This window comes from Mycobacterium sp. IDUB_3 (genome assembly GCF_055419585.1).
Genome location: NZ_JBVAXZ010000002.1, coordinates 583,624 through 601,716 on the forward strand (window position 1 = coordinate 583,624; position 18,093 = coordinate 601,716).

The 18,093-nt window shown below is 68.8% G+C and carries 14 protein-coding genes; 12 read left to right on the forward strand and 2 right to left on the reverse strand.

The window, feature by feature from the left end:
- The first annotated feature begins 86 nt into the window (after window positions 1-86).
- The 6 genes from ruvC to ACZYVJ_RS23850 all read left to right on the forward strand — a co-directional run bounded on the left by ruvC (window position 87) and on the right by ACZYVJ_RS23850 (window position 4,603).
- Window positions 87-653 carry a crossover junction endodeoxyribonuclease RuvC gene (ruvC, locus tag ACZYVJ_RS23825; RefSeq protein ID WP_463833603.1) on the forward strand — a complete coding sequence of 189 codons (567 nt, stop codon included), beginning with the start codon at window positions 87-89 and terminating at the stop codon, window positions 651-653.
- Window positions 650-1,252 (forward strand): Holliday junction branch migration protein RuvA, encoded by a 603-nt coding sequence (gene ruvA / locus ACZYVJ_RS23830; RefSeq protein WP_463833604.1) that lies wholly within the window; start codon window positions 650-652, stop codon window positions 1,250-1,252. Before ruvC ends, ruvA begins: the two co-directional genes overlap by 4 nt.
- Entirely contained in the window at window positions 1,249-2,310 is a 1,062-nt protein-coding gene (gene ruvB, locus ACZYVJ_RS23835) for a Holliday junction branch migration DNA helicase RuvB (protein WP_463833605.1), read from the forward strand. Before ruvA ends, ruvB begins: the two co-directional genes overlap by 4 nt.
- Window positions 2,311-2,559: 249 nt before the next feature.
- Window positions 2,560-3,246 (forward strand): hypothetical protein, encoded by a 687-nt coding sequence (locus ACZYVJ_RS23840; RefSeq protein WP_463833606.1) that lies wholly within the window; start codon window positions 2,560-2,562, stop codon window positions 3,244-3,246.
- A 155-nt stretch (window positions 3,247-3,401) separates the two neighbouring features.
- Window positions 3,402-3,788: a DUF1304 domain-containing protein gene (locus ACZYVJ_RS23845; protein ID WP_463833607.1), complete on the forward strand. Its 387-nt coding sequence runs from the start codon at window positions 3,402-3,404 to the stop codon at window positions 3,786-3,788.
- A 128-nt stretch (window positions 3,789-3,916) separates the two neighbouring features.
- Complete coding sequence (locus ACZYVJ_RS23850; protein ID WP_463833608.1) at window positions 3,917-4,603, forward strand: hypothetical protein; 687 nt, start codon at window positions 3,917-3,919, stop codon at window positions 4,601-4,603.
- Between the two features lie 62 nt (window positions 4,604-4,665).
- Here ACZYVJ_RS23850 and car read toward each other — a convergent pair whose 3' ends face one another.
- Together car and gabT are read right to left on the reverse strand one after the other, a co-directional pair.
- Window positions 4,666-8,178 carry a carboxylic acid reductase gene (gene car / locus ACZYVJ_RS23855; protein WP_463833609.1) on the reverse strand — a complete coding sequence of 1,171 codons (3,513 nt, stop codon included), beginning with the start codon at window positions 8,176-8,178 and terminating at the stop codon, window positions 4,666-4,668.
- A 146-nt stretch (window positions 8,179-8,324) separates the two neighbouring features.
- Window positions 8,325-9,665 (reverse strand): 4-aminobutyrate--2-oxoglutarate transaminase, encoded by a 1,341-nt coding sequence (gene gabT / locus ACZYVJ_RS23860; protein ID WP_463833858.1) that lies wholly within the window; start codon window positions 9,663-9,665, stop codon window positions 8,325-8,327.
- Window positions 9,666-9,875: 210 nt separating this feature from the next.
- Here gabT and yajC point away from each other — a divergent pair, with 210 nt between their 5' ends.
- The 6 genes from yajC (at window position 9,876) to ACZYVJ_RS23890 (ending at window position 18,084) form a co-directional block, all read left to right on the forward strand.
- Window positions 9,876-10,202 (forward strand): preprotein translocase subunit YajC, encoded by a 327-nt coding sequence (yajC, locus tag ACZYVJ_RS23865; protein WP_463833610.1) that lies wholly within the window; start codon window positions 9,876-9,878, stop codon window positions 10,200-10,202.
- 106 nt (window positions 10,203-10,308) lie between these two features.
- Window positions 10,309-12,135: a protein translocase subunit SecD gene (secD, locus tag ACZYVJ_RS23870; RefSeq protein ID WP_463833611.1), complete on the forward strand. Its 1,827-nt coding sequence runs from the start codon at window positions 10,309-10,311 to the stop codon at window positions 12,133-12,135.
- Window positions 12,136-12,138: 3 nt separating this feature from the next.
- Window positions 12,139-13,413 carry a protein translocase subunit SecF gene (secF, locus tag ACZYVJ_RS23875; RefSeq protein ID WP_463833612.1) on the forward strand — a complete coding sequence of 425 codons (1,275 nt, stop codon included), beginning with the start codon at window positions 12,139-12,141 and terminating at the stop codon, window positions 13,411-13,413.
- Between the two features lie 4 nt (window positions 13,414-13,417).
- Window positions 13,418-15,112 (forward strand): ABC transporter substrate-binding protein, encoded by a 1,695-nt coding sequence (locus ACZYVJ_RS23880; RefSeq protein WP_463833613.1) that lies wholly within the window; start codon window positions 13,418-13,420, stop codon window positions 15,110-15,112.
- Window positions 15,113-15,119: 7 nt separating this feature from the next.
- A complete protein-coding gene (locus tag ACZYVJ_RS23885) occupies window positions 15,120-15,662 on the forward strand; it encodes an adenine phosphoribosyltransferase (protein ID WP_463833614.1) in 543 nt (180 codons plus the stop codon).
- 10 nt (window positions 15,663-15,672) lie between these two features.
- A complete protein-coding gene (locus tag ACZYVJ_RS23890) occupies window positions 15,673-18,084 on the forward strand; it encodes a RelA/SpoT family protein (protein ID WP_463833615.1) in 2,412 nt (803 codons plus the stop codon).
- Window positions 18,085-18,093 lie beyond the last annotated feature (9 nt).

The window sequence follows — 18,093 nt, forward strand, 5'->3', positions numbered from 1 at the left end:
CGGCGGCACGGCCGCGTGTCCTACCCGGAGCCGTCGGCGCCGGCCGCTAGGGTATCGAACAGCTGTTCTACTAGGTGGGAGCGGGAATGCGGGTGATGGGCGTCGATCCCGGCCTGACCCGATGCGGTCTGTCGGTCGTCGAGAGCGGACGCGGGCGCACGGTCGTCGCGCTGGACGTCGACGTGGTGCGCACGCCCGCGGACGCCCCGCTGGCCCAGCGGCTGCTGAAGATCAGCGACATCGTCGAGCACTGGCTGGCCACTCACCGGCCGGACGTCGTGGCGATCGAGCGGGTGTTCTCCCAACTCAACGTGTCGACGGTGATGGGCACCGCCCAGGCCGGCGGCGTCGTCGCGCTGGCGGCGGCCAGGCGCGGCATCGACGTGCACTTCCACACCCCCAGCGAGGTCAAGGCCGCGGTCACCGGCAACGGCGCGGCCGACAAGGCCCAAGTCACCGCGATGGTCACCAGAATCCTTGCGCTGCAGACGAAGCCGTCACCGGCCGACGCCGCCGACGCGCTGGCGTTGGCCATCTGCCATTGCTGGCGCGCGCCGATGATCGCCCGGATGGCCGCGGCGGAGGCGATGGCCGCCGAGCAACGACAGAAGTACAAGGCCAAGGTGGACGCCAAGCTGAAGGCCGCGCGATGATCGCCGCGGTGCGCGGGGAGGTCCTCGAAGTGGCGCTCGATCACGTGGTGATCGAGGCGGCCGGCGTCGGCTACCGGGTGAACGCCACCCCGTCGACGCTGTCCACGCTGCGGACCGGGACCGAGGCGCGGCTGATCACCGCGATGATCGTCCGCGAGGACTCGATGACGTTGTACGGCTTCACCGACACCGACACCCGCGACCTGTTCCTGACGCTGCTCTCGGTGTCGGGGGTGGGGCCGCGGCTGGCGATGGCGACCCTGGCCGTGCACGACGCCGGGGCGCTGCGACAGGCGCTGCACGACAGCGATGTCACCGCGCTGACCCGGGTGCCCGGGATCGGCAAGCGCAGCGCCGAGCGGATGGTCTTGGAATTGCGCGACAAGGTCGGCGTCGGCGCCGCGGCCGGCGCAGCGTTGCCGGGTGCGGCGCACAACGGCCACGCGGTGCGCGGGCCGGTGGTGGAGGCCCTGGTCGGGCTCGGTTTCGCCGTCAAGCAGGCCGAGGAGGCCACCGACAAGGTGCTCGCCACCGAACACGACGCCACCACGACGGCCGCCCTGCGCGCCGCCCTGTCGATGCTGGGTAAGTCCCGATGAGCTCGCACGACTTCGGGGAGGATCACGCCGATCGGCAGATTTCCGGCGCGCTGGCGTCCGGCGAGGGCGACATCGACGTCAGCCTGCGTCCACGGTCGCTGCGCGAGTTCATCGGCCAGCCGCGGGTGCGCGAGCAGCTGCAGCTGGTCCTCGAGGGCGCCAAAAACCGCGGCGGTACACCGGATCACATTCTGTTGTCCGGTCCGCCGGGGCTGGGCAAGACGTCGCTGGCGATGATCATCGCGGCCGAGCTCGGGTCGTCGCTGCGGGTGACGTCGGGGCCCGCGCTGGAACGCGCCGGTGACCTGGCGGCGATGCTGTCCAACCTGGTCGAGCACGACGTGTTGTTCATCGACGAGATCCATCGCATCGCCCGGCCCGCCGAGGAGATGCTGTACCTGGCCATGGAGGACTTCCGGGTCGACGTGGTGGTCGGCAAGGGTCCCGGGGCGACGTCGATTCCGCTGGAGGTGGCGCCGTTCACCCTGGTCGGCGCGACCACCCGGTCCGGCGCGCTGACCGGCCCGCTGCGGGACCGGTTCGGTTTCACCGCGCACATGGACTTCTACGAGCCCCCCGAGCTGGAGCGGGTGCTGGCCCGCTCGGCCGGGATCCTGGGCATCGAACTCGGCAGCGATGCGGCCGAGGAGATCGCCCGGCGCTCGCGCGGCACGCCGCGGATCGCCAACCGGCTGTTGCGCCGGGTCCGCGACTTCGCCGAGGTGCGTGCCGACGGCGTGATCACCCGCGACGTCGCCAAGTCCGCACTGGCGGTCTACGACGTCGACGAGCTGGGCCTGGACCGGCTGGACCGTGGTGTGCTCTCGGCGCTGACCCGCAGCTTCGGCGGCGGCCCGGTCGGGGTGTCGACGCTGGCGGTGGCGGTGGGCGAGGAGGCCACCACGGTCGAGGAGGTGTGCGAACCGTTCCTGGTCCGCGCCGGCATGATCGCGCGCACGCCGCGGGGCCGGGTGGCCACCGCCAAGGCCTGGACACACCTCGGCATGACGCCGCCGGCCGGGGTCACCGGCCTCGGCCAGGCCGGCCTGTTCGACTAGCGGGCAACCGCCCCGGCCATTTCGCGGCCAAATCGTGACCTTCGCGCCCGGTCGGGCCCCGAACGTTCGCCGGGCGCGGCCTCCGGCCAGCTCAGGCCGTCGGCACCGCCGAGAACGCGGCCGCAACCACGTCCGCCTGCGCCCGTTCCGGCGACGCCAGCAAACACCAACCTGGGCGTGTTCGGTTACACCCCGGCACCGTCGGGTAACCAGCCTCACAGCAGTCATACCTGTTTGAAGGAGGTTCCGATGAGGACCACGAGCCACGACTACGACCGCCCTCGCGCGCTGTACATGCCCCGTACCCGCGGCGCGCTAACCGGGTTACTCCTGATCCTGCTGGGTGCGTGGGGCGCGTTGGTGCCGTTCTTCGGGCCCAACATCGACTGGGCCTACATGGCAGACCCGGCATGGACCTGGACCACGGCCAAAGGCTGGCTGGAGGTGCTCCCCGGGGCTGCCGCGGCGGTCGGCGGGCTGCTGGTGCTCATGTCCAACAACCGCGCCAGCGCCGTGTTCGGCGGCTGGCTGGCGGTCGCCGGCGGGGCCTGGTTCGTGGTTGGCCGTGCGTTCGCTACGACGCTCGGCATCGGCGACATCGGTCAACCGACGGCCGCGACGGATCTGAAACGAGCCCTGCTCGAGGTCACCTACTTCACCGGTCTGGGCGCCCTGATCGTGTTCTTTGGCGGGGCCGCGGTGGCGCGCCTGGCGGTTCGGCACGCGCGCGACGTCGTGGCGACGCAACCGGCACCGGTGGCGGACGAGGCCGTCCCGGCGGCCCAACCGGCCATGTATGACGAAACCCACGGCCCGGCTGGGGCGGACGCCCCGGCGGCCGAGCGGGCGCCGAGCGGGCGCACCGGGGGTGGGCTGTTCCGTCGGCGCAGCGGCGGCGGCGGCTTGTTCCACCGGCACCACCACGCCGGCGCCTAGCGCATTCTCCAAGGGGAGGCACCGGTAGCCATGGCTGACCGGTGCCTTTTCGCGTCAGGCTGGCCGGGCTAACCGCCGGTCGGTTAATGTTCACCGGCCGAGACAAGCGAAAAGGTGACCGCCGCTGCGCGGGCCGCGACCGGCGAGGAGGAGCGATGATCACCACCGCGTTGGTGTTCGCCGCACTGGCGGCGTTGCTGCACGTCTACATCTTTGTGATGGAATCGTTGACCTGGACCTCGGAGCGCACCCGCGCCACCTTCGGCACCACCCCGGCCGAAGCCGAAACCACCAAGCTGCTCGCCTTCAATCAAGGCTTCTACAACTTGTTCCTTGCCATCGTCGCCGGCGCCGGCATCCTCGCAGTTGTCTTGGGGCACACGGGGATTGGAGCAGCCCTGATCTTCGCCGGTGTCGGGTCGATGGCCGCGGCCGCGGTGGTGCTGATCGCGTCCGACCGCGCCAAGGCGCGCGCCGCGGCGACGCAGGGCACCCTTCCGGCGATCGCCATCGTGCTCTTGCTGCTCGGCCTTCAGCAGTAACACCAGCCCCAGCAGCCTCAAAAGCCACGGCTAGCGGTGGCTTTCGAGTTCGTCGTGGGTTACTAGTGGAAGGCGCTGGGTAACCATCCCAGGCCGGAATTCGACCCGGTATTCAACGAGGGGAAGTCATGAAATACGCAGAAGACGGCCGACCCCGCGGGCTGAGTATGCCGCGCTCGCGCGGCGCGGTCAGCGGATTGCTCCTGGTCATTTTGGGAGCTTGGGGGGCGTTAATACCGTTTGTTGGTCCGCACTTCAATTTCGCCTACACACCGGACCGGGACTGGGCATGGAGCACGGCCCGGGGCTGGCTGGAGGTGGCGCCGGGCGCGGCCACCGCGCTGGGCGGCCTGTTACTGATCGTCGCCGGCAACCGGGTCGCCGCCATGCTGGGCGGCTGGCTGGCCGTGCTGGCCGGCGCCTGGTTCGTCGTGGGCGGCCAGGTCGCCCCGTTGTTGGGAATCGGCTCGGCCGGTGACCCGATCGCCGCGACCGACCGCAAGCGCGCGCTGCTCGAGGTCACGTACTTCTCGGGCCTGGGCGCGTTGATCATCTTCGTGGGTGGCGTTGTGCTGGCGCGCACCGCAGTGCGCCTGGCCCGCGACGTGCATCCGGTGGCCGGCGAACCCGTCGCCGCGGCGCCGGGCGTTGAGCCATACCGGGATTCGGTCTACGAGCCGGCCGAGGTCTCCTCGGGCGCGCTGACCAAGCCGCGGTCCGCGGCGGACCCCGAGCCCAAGCGCGGATGGCGCAAGAACCGCACCGGGACGGGGGCTGACGCCGCGTACCTGCGCTGGCCGCACCCGCAGCAGTAGTTCATACCGAACAAGAGCAATCGCCCAGTCCCGCAATGGGACTGGGCGATTGCTTTGTTAACTCAGAGCAGTCCGAGCAACTGCAGGTTGGTGATGTACTTGACGATCACCGGCGCCGTGACATGTGGAATGTCTTTGTCGGGGCCGATTTTCGCTTCCTGCACCGCCGCACGGAACACGTCCGTGGGTGCCATCGAGCCGTTGATCGGCACCGAAGGCTCCTGGTAGTTGTGCAACAGCGGCAGCAGCGAGTACTGACGCTGCCGATCCGGCAGGGCCCGCAGCGAGGTCTCGAACCGCCGCAGCCACTCGGAGTAATCGGCGATGCGCTCGATCGAGTATCCGGCCTCGACCAGCCAATCGATGTACTCGTCGAGTCCGATGCCGTCGTCGTACGGGTTCATCACGTGGTACGTCTGGAAACCGGTGTCGCTGTCGGTGATCTGTGTTCCCAGCGTCGAGATCGCCGCGGCGATGAACTCGACCGGCAGACCGTCGTAGTGCGCCCGCTGCCGGTTACCGTCCGCGTCGAGCTCGTAGAACGAACCGGGCGCGATACCGGTGGCGACCAGGCTCAGCATCAGCCGGGTGAACATGTCCGGCAGGTTGAGCTGTCCGTCATAGGTGGTGTCGGCCAGGATCATGTCGCAGCGGAACACCGTGACGGGCAGGCCGCACAGGTCGTGTGCCTCCCGCAGTAACACCTCGCCGGCCCACTTGCTGTTGCCGTAGCCGTTGGCGTAGTTGTCGTTGACCTCGCGGGTGGCGCTGATCTGCCGGATGTCGGCGTTCTCGACGAACTTGCCCGGCTGGATCTGGTCACCCACACCGATCGTCGACACGTACGTGTACGGCTTTTGCTTGGACGTCAACGCAATTCGGATCAGCTCGGCGGTGCCCAGGGCGTTGGGGCCGAACAGCTCGCTGTACGGCAGCACGTGGTTCACCAGCGCCGCCGGGTCGACGATCACATCGACCGTGTCGGCCAGTCGCTGCCAGGTCTGCTGGTCCAGGCCGAGGTTGGCCTCGCCCTTGTCACCCGCGATGACCTCGAGGTGGTCGGCGGCCAGCTCCTGGTAGTGCGCCAGCAGTTTCGGGTCGCCGCTGTCGAAGGTCTTGTCCAGCCGCGCGCGCGCCTCCTCGTCGGAGCGGGCCCGCACCAGGGCGATGACCTTGCCGTCGACCATGTCCATTCGCTCGAGCCAGTCCAGTGCCAGGTAGCGGCCCAGGAATCCGGTCGCGCCGGTCAACAGCACCGTGCGCACCTCGGTCGCGGGCTTCGGCAGGCTCGGCGCGCCGGCCAGGACGGCCTCGTCGAGGAACTTGTCCAGCGTGAGGTCACTGGCGTGCACCGTCGTGGCGCCGCGTCCGTGCACGGCGGCGAACGTCGGCCGCTTGGAGCCCTGCCGCTCGGCCTCGATGTAGGTGGCGATGGCGGCCAGGTCGTTGGCCGGGCTGACGATGACGCCCACCGGGACGTCGACGTCGAAGATCTCGCGCAGCAGGTTGCCGAATGTCAACGCCGACAACGAGTCTCCGCCAAGATCGGTGAAGTGGGCGTCGGCGGACAGGTCGCTGGTCCCGGCCCCCAACATGGCGGCCGCGGCCCGGCTCACGGTCTGCAGCACCGGCGCCTGCGCGCCGCTGCGGCGCAGTTCGGCCAGCTCGTTGGCCTGGCCCGCGGCCAGGTCGGCGTAGATCTGCTCGAGCCGTTCGCCGTAGTGCAGCTTCAGCTTCGGCCACGCCAGCTTGCGGATCCCGGTCAGCAGACCGTTTTCCAGCGTGAACGGGGTGGTCTCGACGATGAAATCGCGCGGCACCTCGTAGGACTGCAGGCCGGTCTCTTTGGCGACCTTCTGCAGCGAGTCGGCGATCTTCGGCTTGAGCGACTCGATGTCGTTGTCCGCCAAGGCCTCCTCGGTCGGCACCACGACGGCCAGCAGGTAGGGCTGAGAGCTGTTGCCGTAGACGTAGATCTGGCGGATCAGCGGGCTGTTGCCGAACACCGCCTCCAGCTTGGCCAGCGTCACGAACTCACCCTGTGCGAGCTTGAGCACGTTATTGCGGCGGTCGACGTACACCAGCCGGTCCGGAGCGATCTCGGCGAACACGTCACCGGTGCGGTAGTACCCGTCCTCGTCGAAAACGTTGGCGGTGGTCTCGGCCCGCTTGTAGTAGCCGGGGAACATGTTCTCGGTCCGCAGCAACAGCTCGCCGCGCGGGTGCGGGCGGTCGGTGCTGAAGTAGCCCAGGTCCGGAACGTCGACCAGCTTGTAGTCGATCACCGGCGGGCGCTGGATCTCGCCGTCGAACAACACCATTCCGGCCTCGGTGGAGCCGTAGCCGTCCATCAGGTGCATCTGCAGCAGCGACTCGGCCCACTTCTTCAGCTCCGGCGAGGTGGGCGCGGAGCCCGTCATCGCGAATATGAACCGCCCGCCCAGCAGATACTGGCGTTGTTCTTCCAGAACCGCGGCCTCGACCGCCTCGCGGTCGCCTCCGTCGGCCAGGCGGCGCTCGACCTGACGCTGGAATTCACCGAACAGCGTCTCCCAGATACGCGGGACGAAGTTCATCTCGGTGGGCCGCACCAACTCGAGGTCCTCGAGCAGGGTGGACAGGTCGCTGCGCGCCGCGAAGTAGGCGGTGCCGCCATTGCCCAGCGTGCCGTAGAGGATTCCACGTCCCATGACGTGGCTCATCGGCATGAAGTTGAGGGTGATCGACGCGGCGCTCTCGCCGAACCAGTTCTTGCTGCCGCGCCGCCACATCTTGCCGACGTTGCTCTGCGGGTACATCGCGCCCTTGGGGGCGCCGGTGCTTCCGGAGGTGTAGATCAGCAGCGCAAGTGAGTCCTCGTCGGTCTGCTGCTCGGGAACCGGGGGCAGGTCCTTGCCGCGCTGCAACACATCGGCGAGCTTCTCGACGACCACGTCGGTACCCGCCAGCCGGGCCACGGCGCTGTCCACGGCCTCGCGCTGGTCGTCGACCTCGGGCCGGTAGTCGAACACGACGAGCTTGCCGGGCACGTGGTCGCCGGCCAGGATCAGCTCCACGGCGTCGGGCAGCTGGTTGACGCTCGAGGCGATCAGGCTGGGCTCGGTCTCGGCCACGATCGGCTGCAGCGACAAGATCGCCGCGCTGGTCTGCAGCGGCACCGACACAGCGCCGATGGTCCCCAGCGCGATGTCGATGGTGGCGTAGTCAACGCTGTTGAAGCCCAGCACGCAGACGCGGTCGCCGGGGCTCACCGAGTCACTGGCCCACGCGCGGCCCAGGGCCGAAACTCGTTCGCCGAGTTCCCCATACGTGACGGTCTCGAAGCGGGGGAGCAGCTCGGCCGACGTCCGTCCGGTCTTGGCGTCCTTGACGAACTCCACAGCGCGCTGCGCCAGTGCCGGCCGGTCGGCATAACCGTCCAGCACGGTCCGGATGATCTGCGGCAGCCGCAGCCCCGGCTGCTCGGTCGCCGCGGTGATCGCCGGGTCCGGGCGGGCGGCGGCGAACTGGGGGTCGTTGGCAACGAGTTGCTCGATGCGACGGTCGATTTCCTCGTCATGAATGGCAGTCGACATACAGAATCCCTTACAAATGAAAGTTAGCGAGTCAATTTGCGCTGTCCGCGCTGACATATAGAACGTTAGCTAAAGTAACGGTATTCCACCATGATCCGACCCTCGTGGTGTTTGTGAGATTGCCCACGGGGGCGCTTCCCCAGGTCTTACAGGTCGCGCAGGAGTCCGCCGAGGATGTCGATGCCCTCGCTCAGCAGCTCGTCGCCGATGGTCAGCGGCGGCAGCAGACGGATGACGTTGCCGTACATGCCGCAGGTCAGGACGATCACGCCGGCCGCGGCGGCCGCGACGGTCAGTTTCTGCGTCAGTTCTTTGTCGGGCTCGGCGGTTCCCGACTTCACCAGTTCGATGGCGATCATGGCGCCCCGACCGCGCACGTCGCCGATCCGGTCATCGCCGGCCTGTAGGCGCAGCAGTGGTTCGGTGATCAGGCGTTCCAATTGCCGGGCCCGGTCGATCAATCCGTCATTCTCGATTGTCTCGATGGTGGCCAACGCCGCCGCGCAAGCCAGAGGGTTTCCGCCGAAGGTGCCACCCAACCCGCCGACGTGCGGCGCGTCCATGATCTGCGCCCGGCCGGTCACCGCCGACAGCGGCAGTCCGTCGGCGATGGCCTTGGCGGTGCAGATCAGGTCGGGCTCGATGCCCTCGTGCTCGCAGGCGAACATGGCGCCGGATCGCGCGAAGCCGGTCTGCACCTCGTCGGCGATGAATACCACGTCGTTGTTGTGGCACCAGTCCAGCAGTGTGGGCAGGAAGCCCTCGGCCGGAACGATGAACCCGCCCTCACCCTGGATGGGCTCGATGAGGAGGGCCGCCAAGTTGTCGGCGCCGATCTGGCTGTCGATGACGTTGATGGTGCGCGCGGCCGCCTTCTCCCCGTCGGTGGCCAGTTCCTTGTCGATCAGACCGTCCCGGTAGGGGTATGACAGCGGCGCTCGGTAGACCTCCGGCGCGAACGGGCCGAAGCCGCTCTTGTAGGGGGCCGACTTGGCGGTCAGCGCCATGGTCAGGTTGGTGCGGCCGTGGTAGGCGTGGTTGAACGCCACCACGGCGGGCTTGCGGGTGTAGGAGCGCGCGACCTTGACGGCGTTCTCCACCGCCTCGGCGCCGGAGTTGAACAGCACCGAGCGCTTCTCGCCCGAACCCGGGGTGATCCGGTTGAGCGTCTCGGCGACGGCGACGTAGGACTCATACGGCGTCACCATGAAGCAGGTGTGGGTGAACTCGGCCACCTGCGCGCGCACCGCTTCGACCACCCGGGGCGACGAGTTGCCGATGGTGGTCACCGCGATGCCGGAACCGAGGTCGATCAGCCGGTTGCCGTCGACGTCCTCGATGATGCCGCCGCCGGCGCGCTTGACGAAGACGGGCACCGACACGTTCACCGCGTGCGACACCGCCGCCGCCCGGCGCTTGGTCAGTTCCAGCGACGCCGGACCGGGGATCTCGGTGACCAGCTGGCGAGTCTGCTCGAGGCTGGCCACCACATAACTCCTCCCCGCGGCGCGCGTGTCACGTCGCATCAAAAGCCTATCGACCTTGGCGTCGGCGGGCACTCCGTGCACCGTGGCGGTCGGCCGTGACCCGCGGCCTGCCAGACTGGACGGGCACACTGGATCGTTACGAGGTGCGCGACGCTCGAGTCGTACCGGCACCGTAGCCCCGATAATTTACGACGAAAGACAGGCGCGTCCATGCAAAGTTTGATCCTGTTCCTGCCGTTCCTGCTCATCATGGGCGGGTTCATGTACTTGGCGTCGCGCCGGCAGAAGCGCGCGATGCAGGCCACCATCGACCTGCACGAGTCGCTGCGTCCGGGCGACCGGGTGCACACCACGTCGGGCCTGCAGGCCACCGTGGTCGCGATCACCGACGACACCGTCGACCTGGAGATCGCACCCGGCGTGGTGACCACCTGGATGAAGCTGGCGATCCGCGACCGGATCCTGCCCGACGACGACGAAGACCTGGCCGACGGCGAGGACTCCGCCGACGAGGGCTCGATCAGCAAGGATCTCTGACGGGGGGATTCCCCACCATCCCCGGACCGCTTGCGCGACGGGCAAGTGGGGGCCACGTAGGCTCTGTCCGGGGTAACTAACCGATTCTCGAGGAGATAGAAGGAACGTGGCATCGTCTTCGGCGCCGGTGCACCCTGCCCGCTACCTGTCGGTCTTCTTGTTATTGCTCGTCGGCGTCTACCTGCTGGTGTTCCTCACCGGGGACAAGCGGGCCGCCCCCAAGCTCGGTATCGACCTGCAGGGCGGCACCCGCGTCACGCTGACCGCGCGCACCCCGGACGGCTCGAAGCCCAGCCGTGAGGCGTTGGCGCAGGCCCAGCAGATCATCGGTGCCCGGGTCAACGGGCTCGGCGTCTCCGGTTCGGAGGTCGTCGTCGACGGCGACAACCTGATCATCACGGTGCCCGGGAACGACGGCAACGAGGCCCGCAACCTGGGCCAGACCGCCCGCCTCTACATCCGGCCGGTGCTCAACTCGATGCCGGCCCAGAGCGCCGAGCCCAAGCCGCCGGCGCGCCAGCCCGCTCCTGGCCAGCCCGCGCCCGGCCACCCCGCTCCCGGTCAGCCCGCTCCCGGCCAGCCCGCGCCCGGCCAGCCGGCTCCTGGTCAGCCCGCTCCGGCTCAACCGGCCCCCGGTCAACCCGTGCCAGCCCACCCGGGCGCCCAGCCGCGCCCGTATCCGCAGGACCCGCCGCCGACGCCCAGCCCCGCACCCCCGGCGCCCGGCGCGCCCGCTCCTGCGCCCGCGCCCGGCGCGCCGGCCGTAGAGGCTCCGCCCGCCGAAGCGCCCGCGCCGCCTGACCCGCGCAAGGAACTCGCCGACCGCATCGCCGACGAGAAGAAGTGGCGCCAGAGCACGCGTCAGGGCATTCAGTTCCTCGCCCTGCAGTTCCAGGCGACGCGCTGCGACAAGGAAGACATCCTGGCCGGCAACGACGATCCCGCCCAGCCGCTGATCACCTGCTCGACCGACCACAAGGTCGCCTACCTGCTGGGCCCGTCGATCATCAGCGGTGACCAGATCCAGGACGCCACCGCGAGCCAGAACCAGCGCGGCATCGGCTACGTCGTCGACCTGCAGTTCAAGTCGGCCGCAGCCAACACCTGGGCCGACTTCACCGCTGCCCACATCGGTACCCAGACCGCGTTCACCCTGGACTCGCAGGTCGTCAGCGCACCGATGATCCAGGAAGCCATTCCCGGCGGCCGGACGCAGATCAGCGGTGGCGATCCGCCGTTCACCGCCGCGACCGCCAAGCAGCTGGCCAACGTCCTCAAATACGGCTCGCTGCCGCTGTCCTTCGAATCGTCGGAGGCCCAAACAGTCTCGGCGACACTGGGATTGACCTCGCTGCGGGCCGGGCTGATCGCGGGCGCCATCGGGCTGATCCTGGTGCTGGTGTATTCGCTGCTCTACTACCGGGTACTGGGATTGCTCACAGCCCTGTCGCTGGGCGCTTCCGGGGCAATGATTTTCGCGATCCTGGTGATCCTGGGCCGTCAGATCAACTACACGCTTGATCTGGCCGGCATCGCGGGTCTGATCATCGGTATCGGCACCACCGCCGACTCGTTCGTCGTCTTCTTCGAACGCATCAAAGACGAGATCCGCGAAGGCCGTTCGTTCCGATCGGCGGTACCGCGAGGCTGGGTGCGGGCCCGCAAGACGATCGTGTCGGGTAACGCCGTCACCTTCCTGGCCGCCGCGGTGCTCTACGCGCTGGCCATCGGCCAGGTGCGCGGATTCGCCTTCACGTTGGGCCTCACCACGGTCCTCGACATCGTGGTGGTGTTCCTGGTGACCTGGCCGCTGGTGTACCTGGCGTCCAAGTCCCCGACGCTGGCAAAGCCGGCCTACAACGGCCTGGGTGCCGTTCAGCGGGTCGCCCGCGAACGCCGGGCTTCGGCGCAGGTCAAGACGGGACGGGGATAACGCATGACTCCCTCCAAAGCCTCCAAAGACGCAACCGAGATCACCGAAGCATCCGAGGGCGCAACAGAATTGACCGATAGCGGCGCCGCCGGGCAACCGCACCACGGCTTCCTGTCGCGCCTCTACACCGGCACCGGCGCGTTCGAGGTGGTCGGCCGGCGCCGGTTGTGGTTCGGCATCAGCGGCGCGATCGTCGCCATCGCCGTCCTGTCCATCCTGTTGCGGGGCTTCACCTTCGGCATCGACTTCAACGGCGGCACGACGGTCTCGATGCCCGCCGCGGGGCAGGCAGGCACCGTGCAGACCTCGCAGGTGTCGGAGGTGTTCCGCAAGGCCCTCGGCAAGGATCCGGAGGCGGTCGTCGTCGTCGGCAACGGCGCGGGCGCGACCGTGCAGATCCGCTCGGAAACGCTGACCAACGACCAGACCACGAAGCTGCGCAACGCCCTGTTCGACGCCTTCGGACCCAAGGGCGCCGACGGTAAGCCCAGCAAGCAGGCCATCAGCGACGCGGCCGTCTCCGAGACCTGGGGCGACCAGATCACCGACAAGGCGCTGATCGCGCTCGCCGTCTTCCTGGTGCTGGTCGGCGTCTACATCATGATCCGCTACGAGCGGTACATGGCCATCTCCGCGCTGACGACCATGGTCTTCGACCTCAGCGTCACCGCCGGGGTGTACTCGCTGGTCGGTTTCGAGGTCACACCGGCCACCGTCATCGGCTTGCTGACGATTCTCGGTTTCTCCCTCTACGACACCGTCATCGTGTTCGACAAGGTGGAGGAGAACACCCACGGCTTCCAGCACACCACTCGGCGGACCTTCGCCGAGCAGGCCAACCTGGCGATCAACCAGACGTTCATGCGCTCCATCAACACCAGCCTGATCAGCGTGCTGCCGGTGCTGGCGCTGATGGTCGTGGCGGTGTGGCTGCTGGGCGTCGGCACGCTGAAGGACCTGGCGCTGGTGCAGCTGGTCGGCATCCTGGTCGGCACTTACTCATCGATCTTCTTCGCCACCCCACTGCTGGTCACGCTGCGCGAGCGCACCGAGCTGGTGCGCACCCACACCCGGCGCGTGACGCGGCGGCGCAGCCCCGGCTCGCGCGCGGCGGCCGAGACCGGCGACGACGAGGCCGAGACCGCCGAGGAGACGCACGAAGCGACGGCGGCCGAGCCGGCCAAGCCCGCACCGAGCAAGCCGGCGCCGGGCGCCCGTCCCGTGCGGCCGACCGGGACCCGTCGTCCCACCGGTAAGCGGAACGTCGGCCGGCGGTAGGCCCATGGCCACCAGGTACCGGGGAACTCGGGCCGATCGTGGCGTGCTCATCGGCCCCCGGGCTCTCGCGGGGTGGATCGGCGCCGGATTGGCGGTGGTGCTGGCGGCCGGTGTGACGCTGACCGCCTGCGCGGGCAGCGCCGCCGCCCAGATCGACTACGTGGTCGACGGCCCGCTGTCCACCTACAACACCAACACCGTCGCCGGCGCCGCCTCGGCCGGAGCGCAGGCGTTCGCCCGGACGCTCACCGGCTTCGGCTATCACGGCCCCGACGGGCAAACCGTCGCCGACCGTGACTTCGGCACCGTATCGGTGGTCGGTGGCACGCCGCTTGTGCTGGACTACCAGATCGCCGACAACGCCGTCTACTCCGATGGCAAGCCGGTGACCTGCGACGACATCGTGCTCGCCTGGGCGGCCCAGTCCGGCAAGTTCCCCGACTTCCACGCCGCAAACCAGGCCGGCTACCTCGACATCGCCAACGTCGAATGCATGCCCGGGCAAAAGAAGGCCCGGGTGTCCTTCATCCCGGATCGCGGTGTCGTCGACTACACCCAGCTGTTCACCGCAACCACGCTGATGCCGTCGCACGTCATCGCCGACCAGCTCAACGTCGACGTGACGGCGGCCCTGCTCAGCAACAACGGGCCGCTGGTGCAGCAGATCGCGAAGCTGTGGAACACCATCTGGGATCTCAAGCCCGGCGTCGACGTCAAGCGGTTCCCGTCGTCGGGGCCGTACAAGATCGAATCCGTGCTGGACGGCGGCGCGGTGGTGCTCGTCGCCAACGACCGGTGGTGGGGGCCCAAGGCCATCACCAAGCGGGTCACGGTGTGGTCGCAGGGGCCCGACATCCAGGACCGGGTCAACAGCCGCAGCGTGGACGTCGTCGACGTCGCCGCCGGCTCCTCGGGGGCGCTGACCACGCCGGACAACTACGAGCGCTCCGACGGCCCGTCGGACGGCGTCGAACAGCTGATCTTCGCCCCGCAGGGCCCGCTGGCGGCGCCCAAGGCCCGGCGCGCGGTCGCGCTGTGCACGCCCCGCGATTCGCTGGCCAAGGACGCGGGGACGCCGATCGCCAACTCGCGCCTGGATCCGGCCGGCGATGACGCCGTGTCGGCCGGTGACGGGGCCGCGGAGGCCGAACCGTTCAACAAGGCCGACCCGGTCGCCGCGCGCAACGCGCTCGGCGGCGCGCCGTTGACGGTGCGGATCGGCTATCAGGGGCCCAATGCGCGGCTCGCGGTCAACGTCGGCGTCATCACCAAGGCGTGCGCCCCGGCGGGTGTCACCGTCGCCGGCGTCATCCTGGACGGCTCGGGGCCGCAGGCGCTGCGGGACGGCAAGATCGACGCCTTGCTGGCCAGCACCGGGGGTGCCACCGGCAGCGGGTCGACGGGGTCGTCGGCGCTCGATGCCTACGCCCTGCACACCGGCAACGGCAACAACCTGTCCGGGTACTCGAATCCCCAGGTCGACAACGCAATCAGCGCGCTGGCCGTCTCGGCCGACGCCGCCGAACGAGTCCGGCTGTTGACCGAAGCCGCCCCGGTGCTGTGGGGCGACATGCCCACCCTGCCGCTGTACCGGCAGCAGCGCACGCTGCTGACCTCGAAGAAGATGTACGCGGTCGGCAAGAACCCGACGCGGTGGGGCGCGGGCTGGAACATGGACCGATGGGCGCTGATCCAGTGAGGCTCCGATGACGAACGCCGCCGAGCGGACGCCGGTAGCGGAGCTGATCGCGTCGCTGACGCGCAAGGTGGCCGATTTCCCCAAGCCCGGCGTCCAGTTCAAGGACCTCACCCCGGTGTTCGCGGACGCGACGGCGATGACGGCGATCACCGGCGCATTGGCCGAGATCGCGTCCGGTTCGGATCTGGTGGCCGGCATCGAGGCCCGGGGCTTCCTGCTGGCCGCGGCCGTCGCCGACCGGCTGCAGACCGGTGTGCTGGCGATTCGCAAGGCCGGCAAACTGCCGCCGCCGGTACACGCCGAGCGCTACGACCTGGAATACGGCAGCGCGACGCTGGAAATCCCCGCCGACGGCATGGACCTGCACGGGCGCAACATCACGATCATCGACGACGTGCTGGCCAGCGGCGGTACCCTGGCCGCGTCGGCGCGGCTGCTCGGCCGCGCCGGGGCAAACGTGCTGGCGGCGGCGGTGGTGTTCGAACTCGGCGCGCTGCGCGGCAGGGAAGCGGTCGCGCCGTTGGCGGTACACAGCCTGACTTGCGAGTAGCGCTCAGGCAATGGAGATATCCTCGATTTCGGAGGTGACCAACGTGGCGGAGGAAAACAGCGGGGCGCAAGCGCTCGACGCGCCCACTGAACTCCCAGAGCCGCCGGCCATCACTCAGCCGATGGAGGCTCCGGAGCCACCGACCGAATCCCTGAAAACGTCCAGCAGCGCGTCGCGTCGGGTCCGAGCCAGGCTGGCCCGCCGGATGACGGCTCAGCGCAGCACGCTCAACCCCGTGCTGGAACCGCTGGTGGCGGTGCACCGGGAGATCTACCCGAAGGCGAACGTTTCGCTGCTGCAGCGCGCCTTCGAGGTCGCCGACCAGCGGCACGCCAGCCAGCTACGCCATTCCGGCGACCCCTACATCACCCACCCGCTGGCCGTCGCGACCATTCTGGCCGAATTGGGCATGGACACCACGACTTTGGTGGCCGCGCTGCTACACGACACCGTCGAGGACACCGGGTACACCCTGGACGCCTTGAGCGAGGAATTCGGTGAAGAGGTGGGCCATCTGGTCGATGGCGTCACCAAACTGGACCGGGTCGTGCTGGGCAGCGCCGCCGAGGGCGAGACCATCCGCAAGATGATCACCGCGATGGCGCGCGATCCGCGCGTGCTGGTGATCAAGGTCGCCGACCGGCTGCACAACATGCGCACCATGCGCTTCCTGCCGCCGGAAAAGCAGGCGCGCAAGGCCCGCGAGACGCTGGAAGTCATTGCGCCGCTTGCGCATCGGCTGGGTATGGCCAGCGTCAAGTGGGAACTCGAAGACCTGTCGTTCGCGATCCTGCACCCCAAGAAGTACGAGGAGATCGTTCGGCTGGTCGCCGGGCGCGCGCCGTCGCGGGACACCTACCTGGCCAAGGTCCGCGCCGAGATCATCAACACCCTGGGCGCGTCGAAGATCAAGGCGACGGTGGAGGGCCGCCCGAAGCACTACTGGTCGATTTACCAGAAGATGATCGTCAAGGGCCGCGACTTCGACGATATCCACGATCTGGTCGGCATCCGCATCCTGTGCGACGAGATCCGGGACTGCTATGCCGCTGTCGGCGTGGTGCATTCGCTGTGGCAGCCGATGGCGGGGCGGTTCAAGGATTACATCGCCCAGCCGCGGTACGGCGTCTACCAGTCGCTGCACACCACCGTCGTGGGGCCGGAGGGCAAGCCGCTGGAGGTGCAGATCCGCACCCGCGACATGCACCGCACCGCCGAATACGGCATCGCCGCGCACTGGCGCTACAAGGAAGCCAAGGGCCGCAACGGCCTTCCGCATCCGCATGCCGCCGCCGAGATCGACGACATGGCGTGGATGCGCCAGCTGCTCGACTGGCAGCGGGAGGCCGCGGACCCGGGCGAGTTCCTCGAGTCCCTGCGTTATGACCTTGCGGTACAAGAGATCTTCGTGTTCACCCCCAAGGGTGACGTGATCACCCTGCCCAACGGGTCGACACCGGTGGACTTCGCGTATGCGGTGCACACCGAGGTCGGGCACCGCTGCATCGGCGCGCGGGTGAACGGGCGGCTGGTGGCGCTGGAGCGCAAGCTGGAAAACGGGGAAGTCGTCGAGGTTTTCACCTCCAAGGCGGCCAACGCCGGGCCGTCGCGCGACTGGCAGCAGTTCGTGGTCTCACCACGCGCCAAGGCGAAGATCCGGCAGTGGTTCGCCAAGGAGCGCCGCGAGGAGGCGCTCGAATCCGGCAAGGACGCCATGGCCCGCGAGGTGCGTCGTGGTGGACTTCCGTTGCAGCGCTTGGTCAATGGCGAGACGCTGGCGGCGGTGGCGCGCGAGCTGCACTACACCGACGTGTCCGCGCTGTACACGGCGATCGGTGAGGGTCATGTGTCGGCGCGGCACGTCGTGCAGCGGCTGCTGGCCGAACTCGGTGGCATCGACCAGGCCGAGGAGGACCTCGCCGAACGGTCCACGCCGACAACCATGTTGCGCCGCCCGCGCAGCAGCGACGACGTCGGCGTCTCGGTTCCCGGCGCCCCGGGCGTGCTGACCAAGCTGGCGAAATGCTGCACCCCGGTGCCCGGCGACCAGATCATGGGGTTCGTCACCCGCGGCGGTGGGGTGAGCGTGCACCGCACCGACTGCACCAACGCGGCCTCGCTGCAGCAGCAGTCCGAGCGCATCATCGAGGTGCACTGGGCGCCGTCGCCGTCGTCGGTGTTCCTGGTGGCCATCCAGGTCGAGGCGCTCGACCGGCACCGGCTGCTGTCGGACGTCACCCGGGTGCTGGCCGACGAGAAGGTCAACATCCTGTCCGCGTCGGTCACCACCTCCGGTGACCGAGTTGCGATCAGCCGCTTCACCTTTGAGATGGGCGACCCCAAGCATCTCGGCCATCTGCTCAACGTCGTGCGCAACGTCGAAGGCGTCTACGACGTCTACCGCGTCACGTCCGCGGCGTGAATCCCGCGC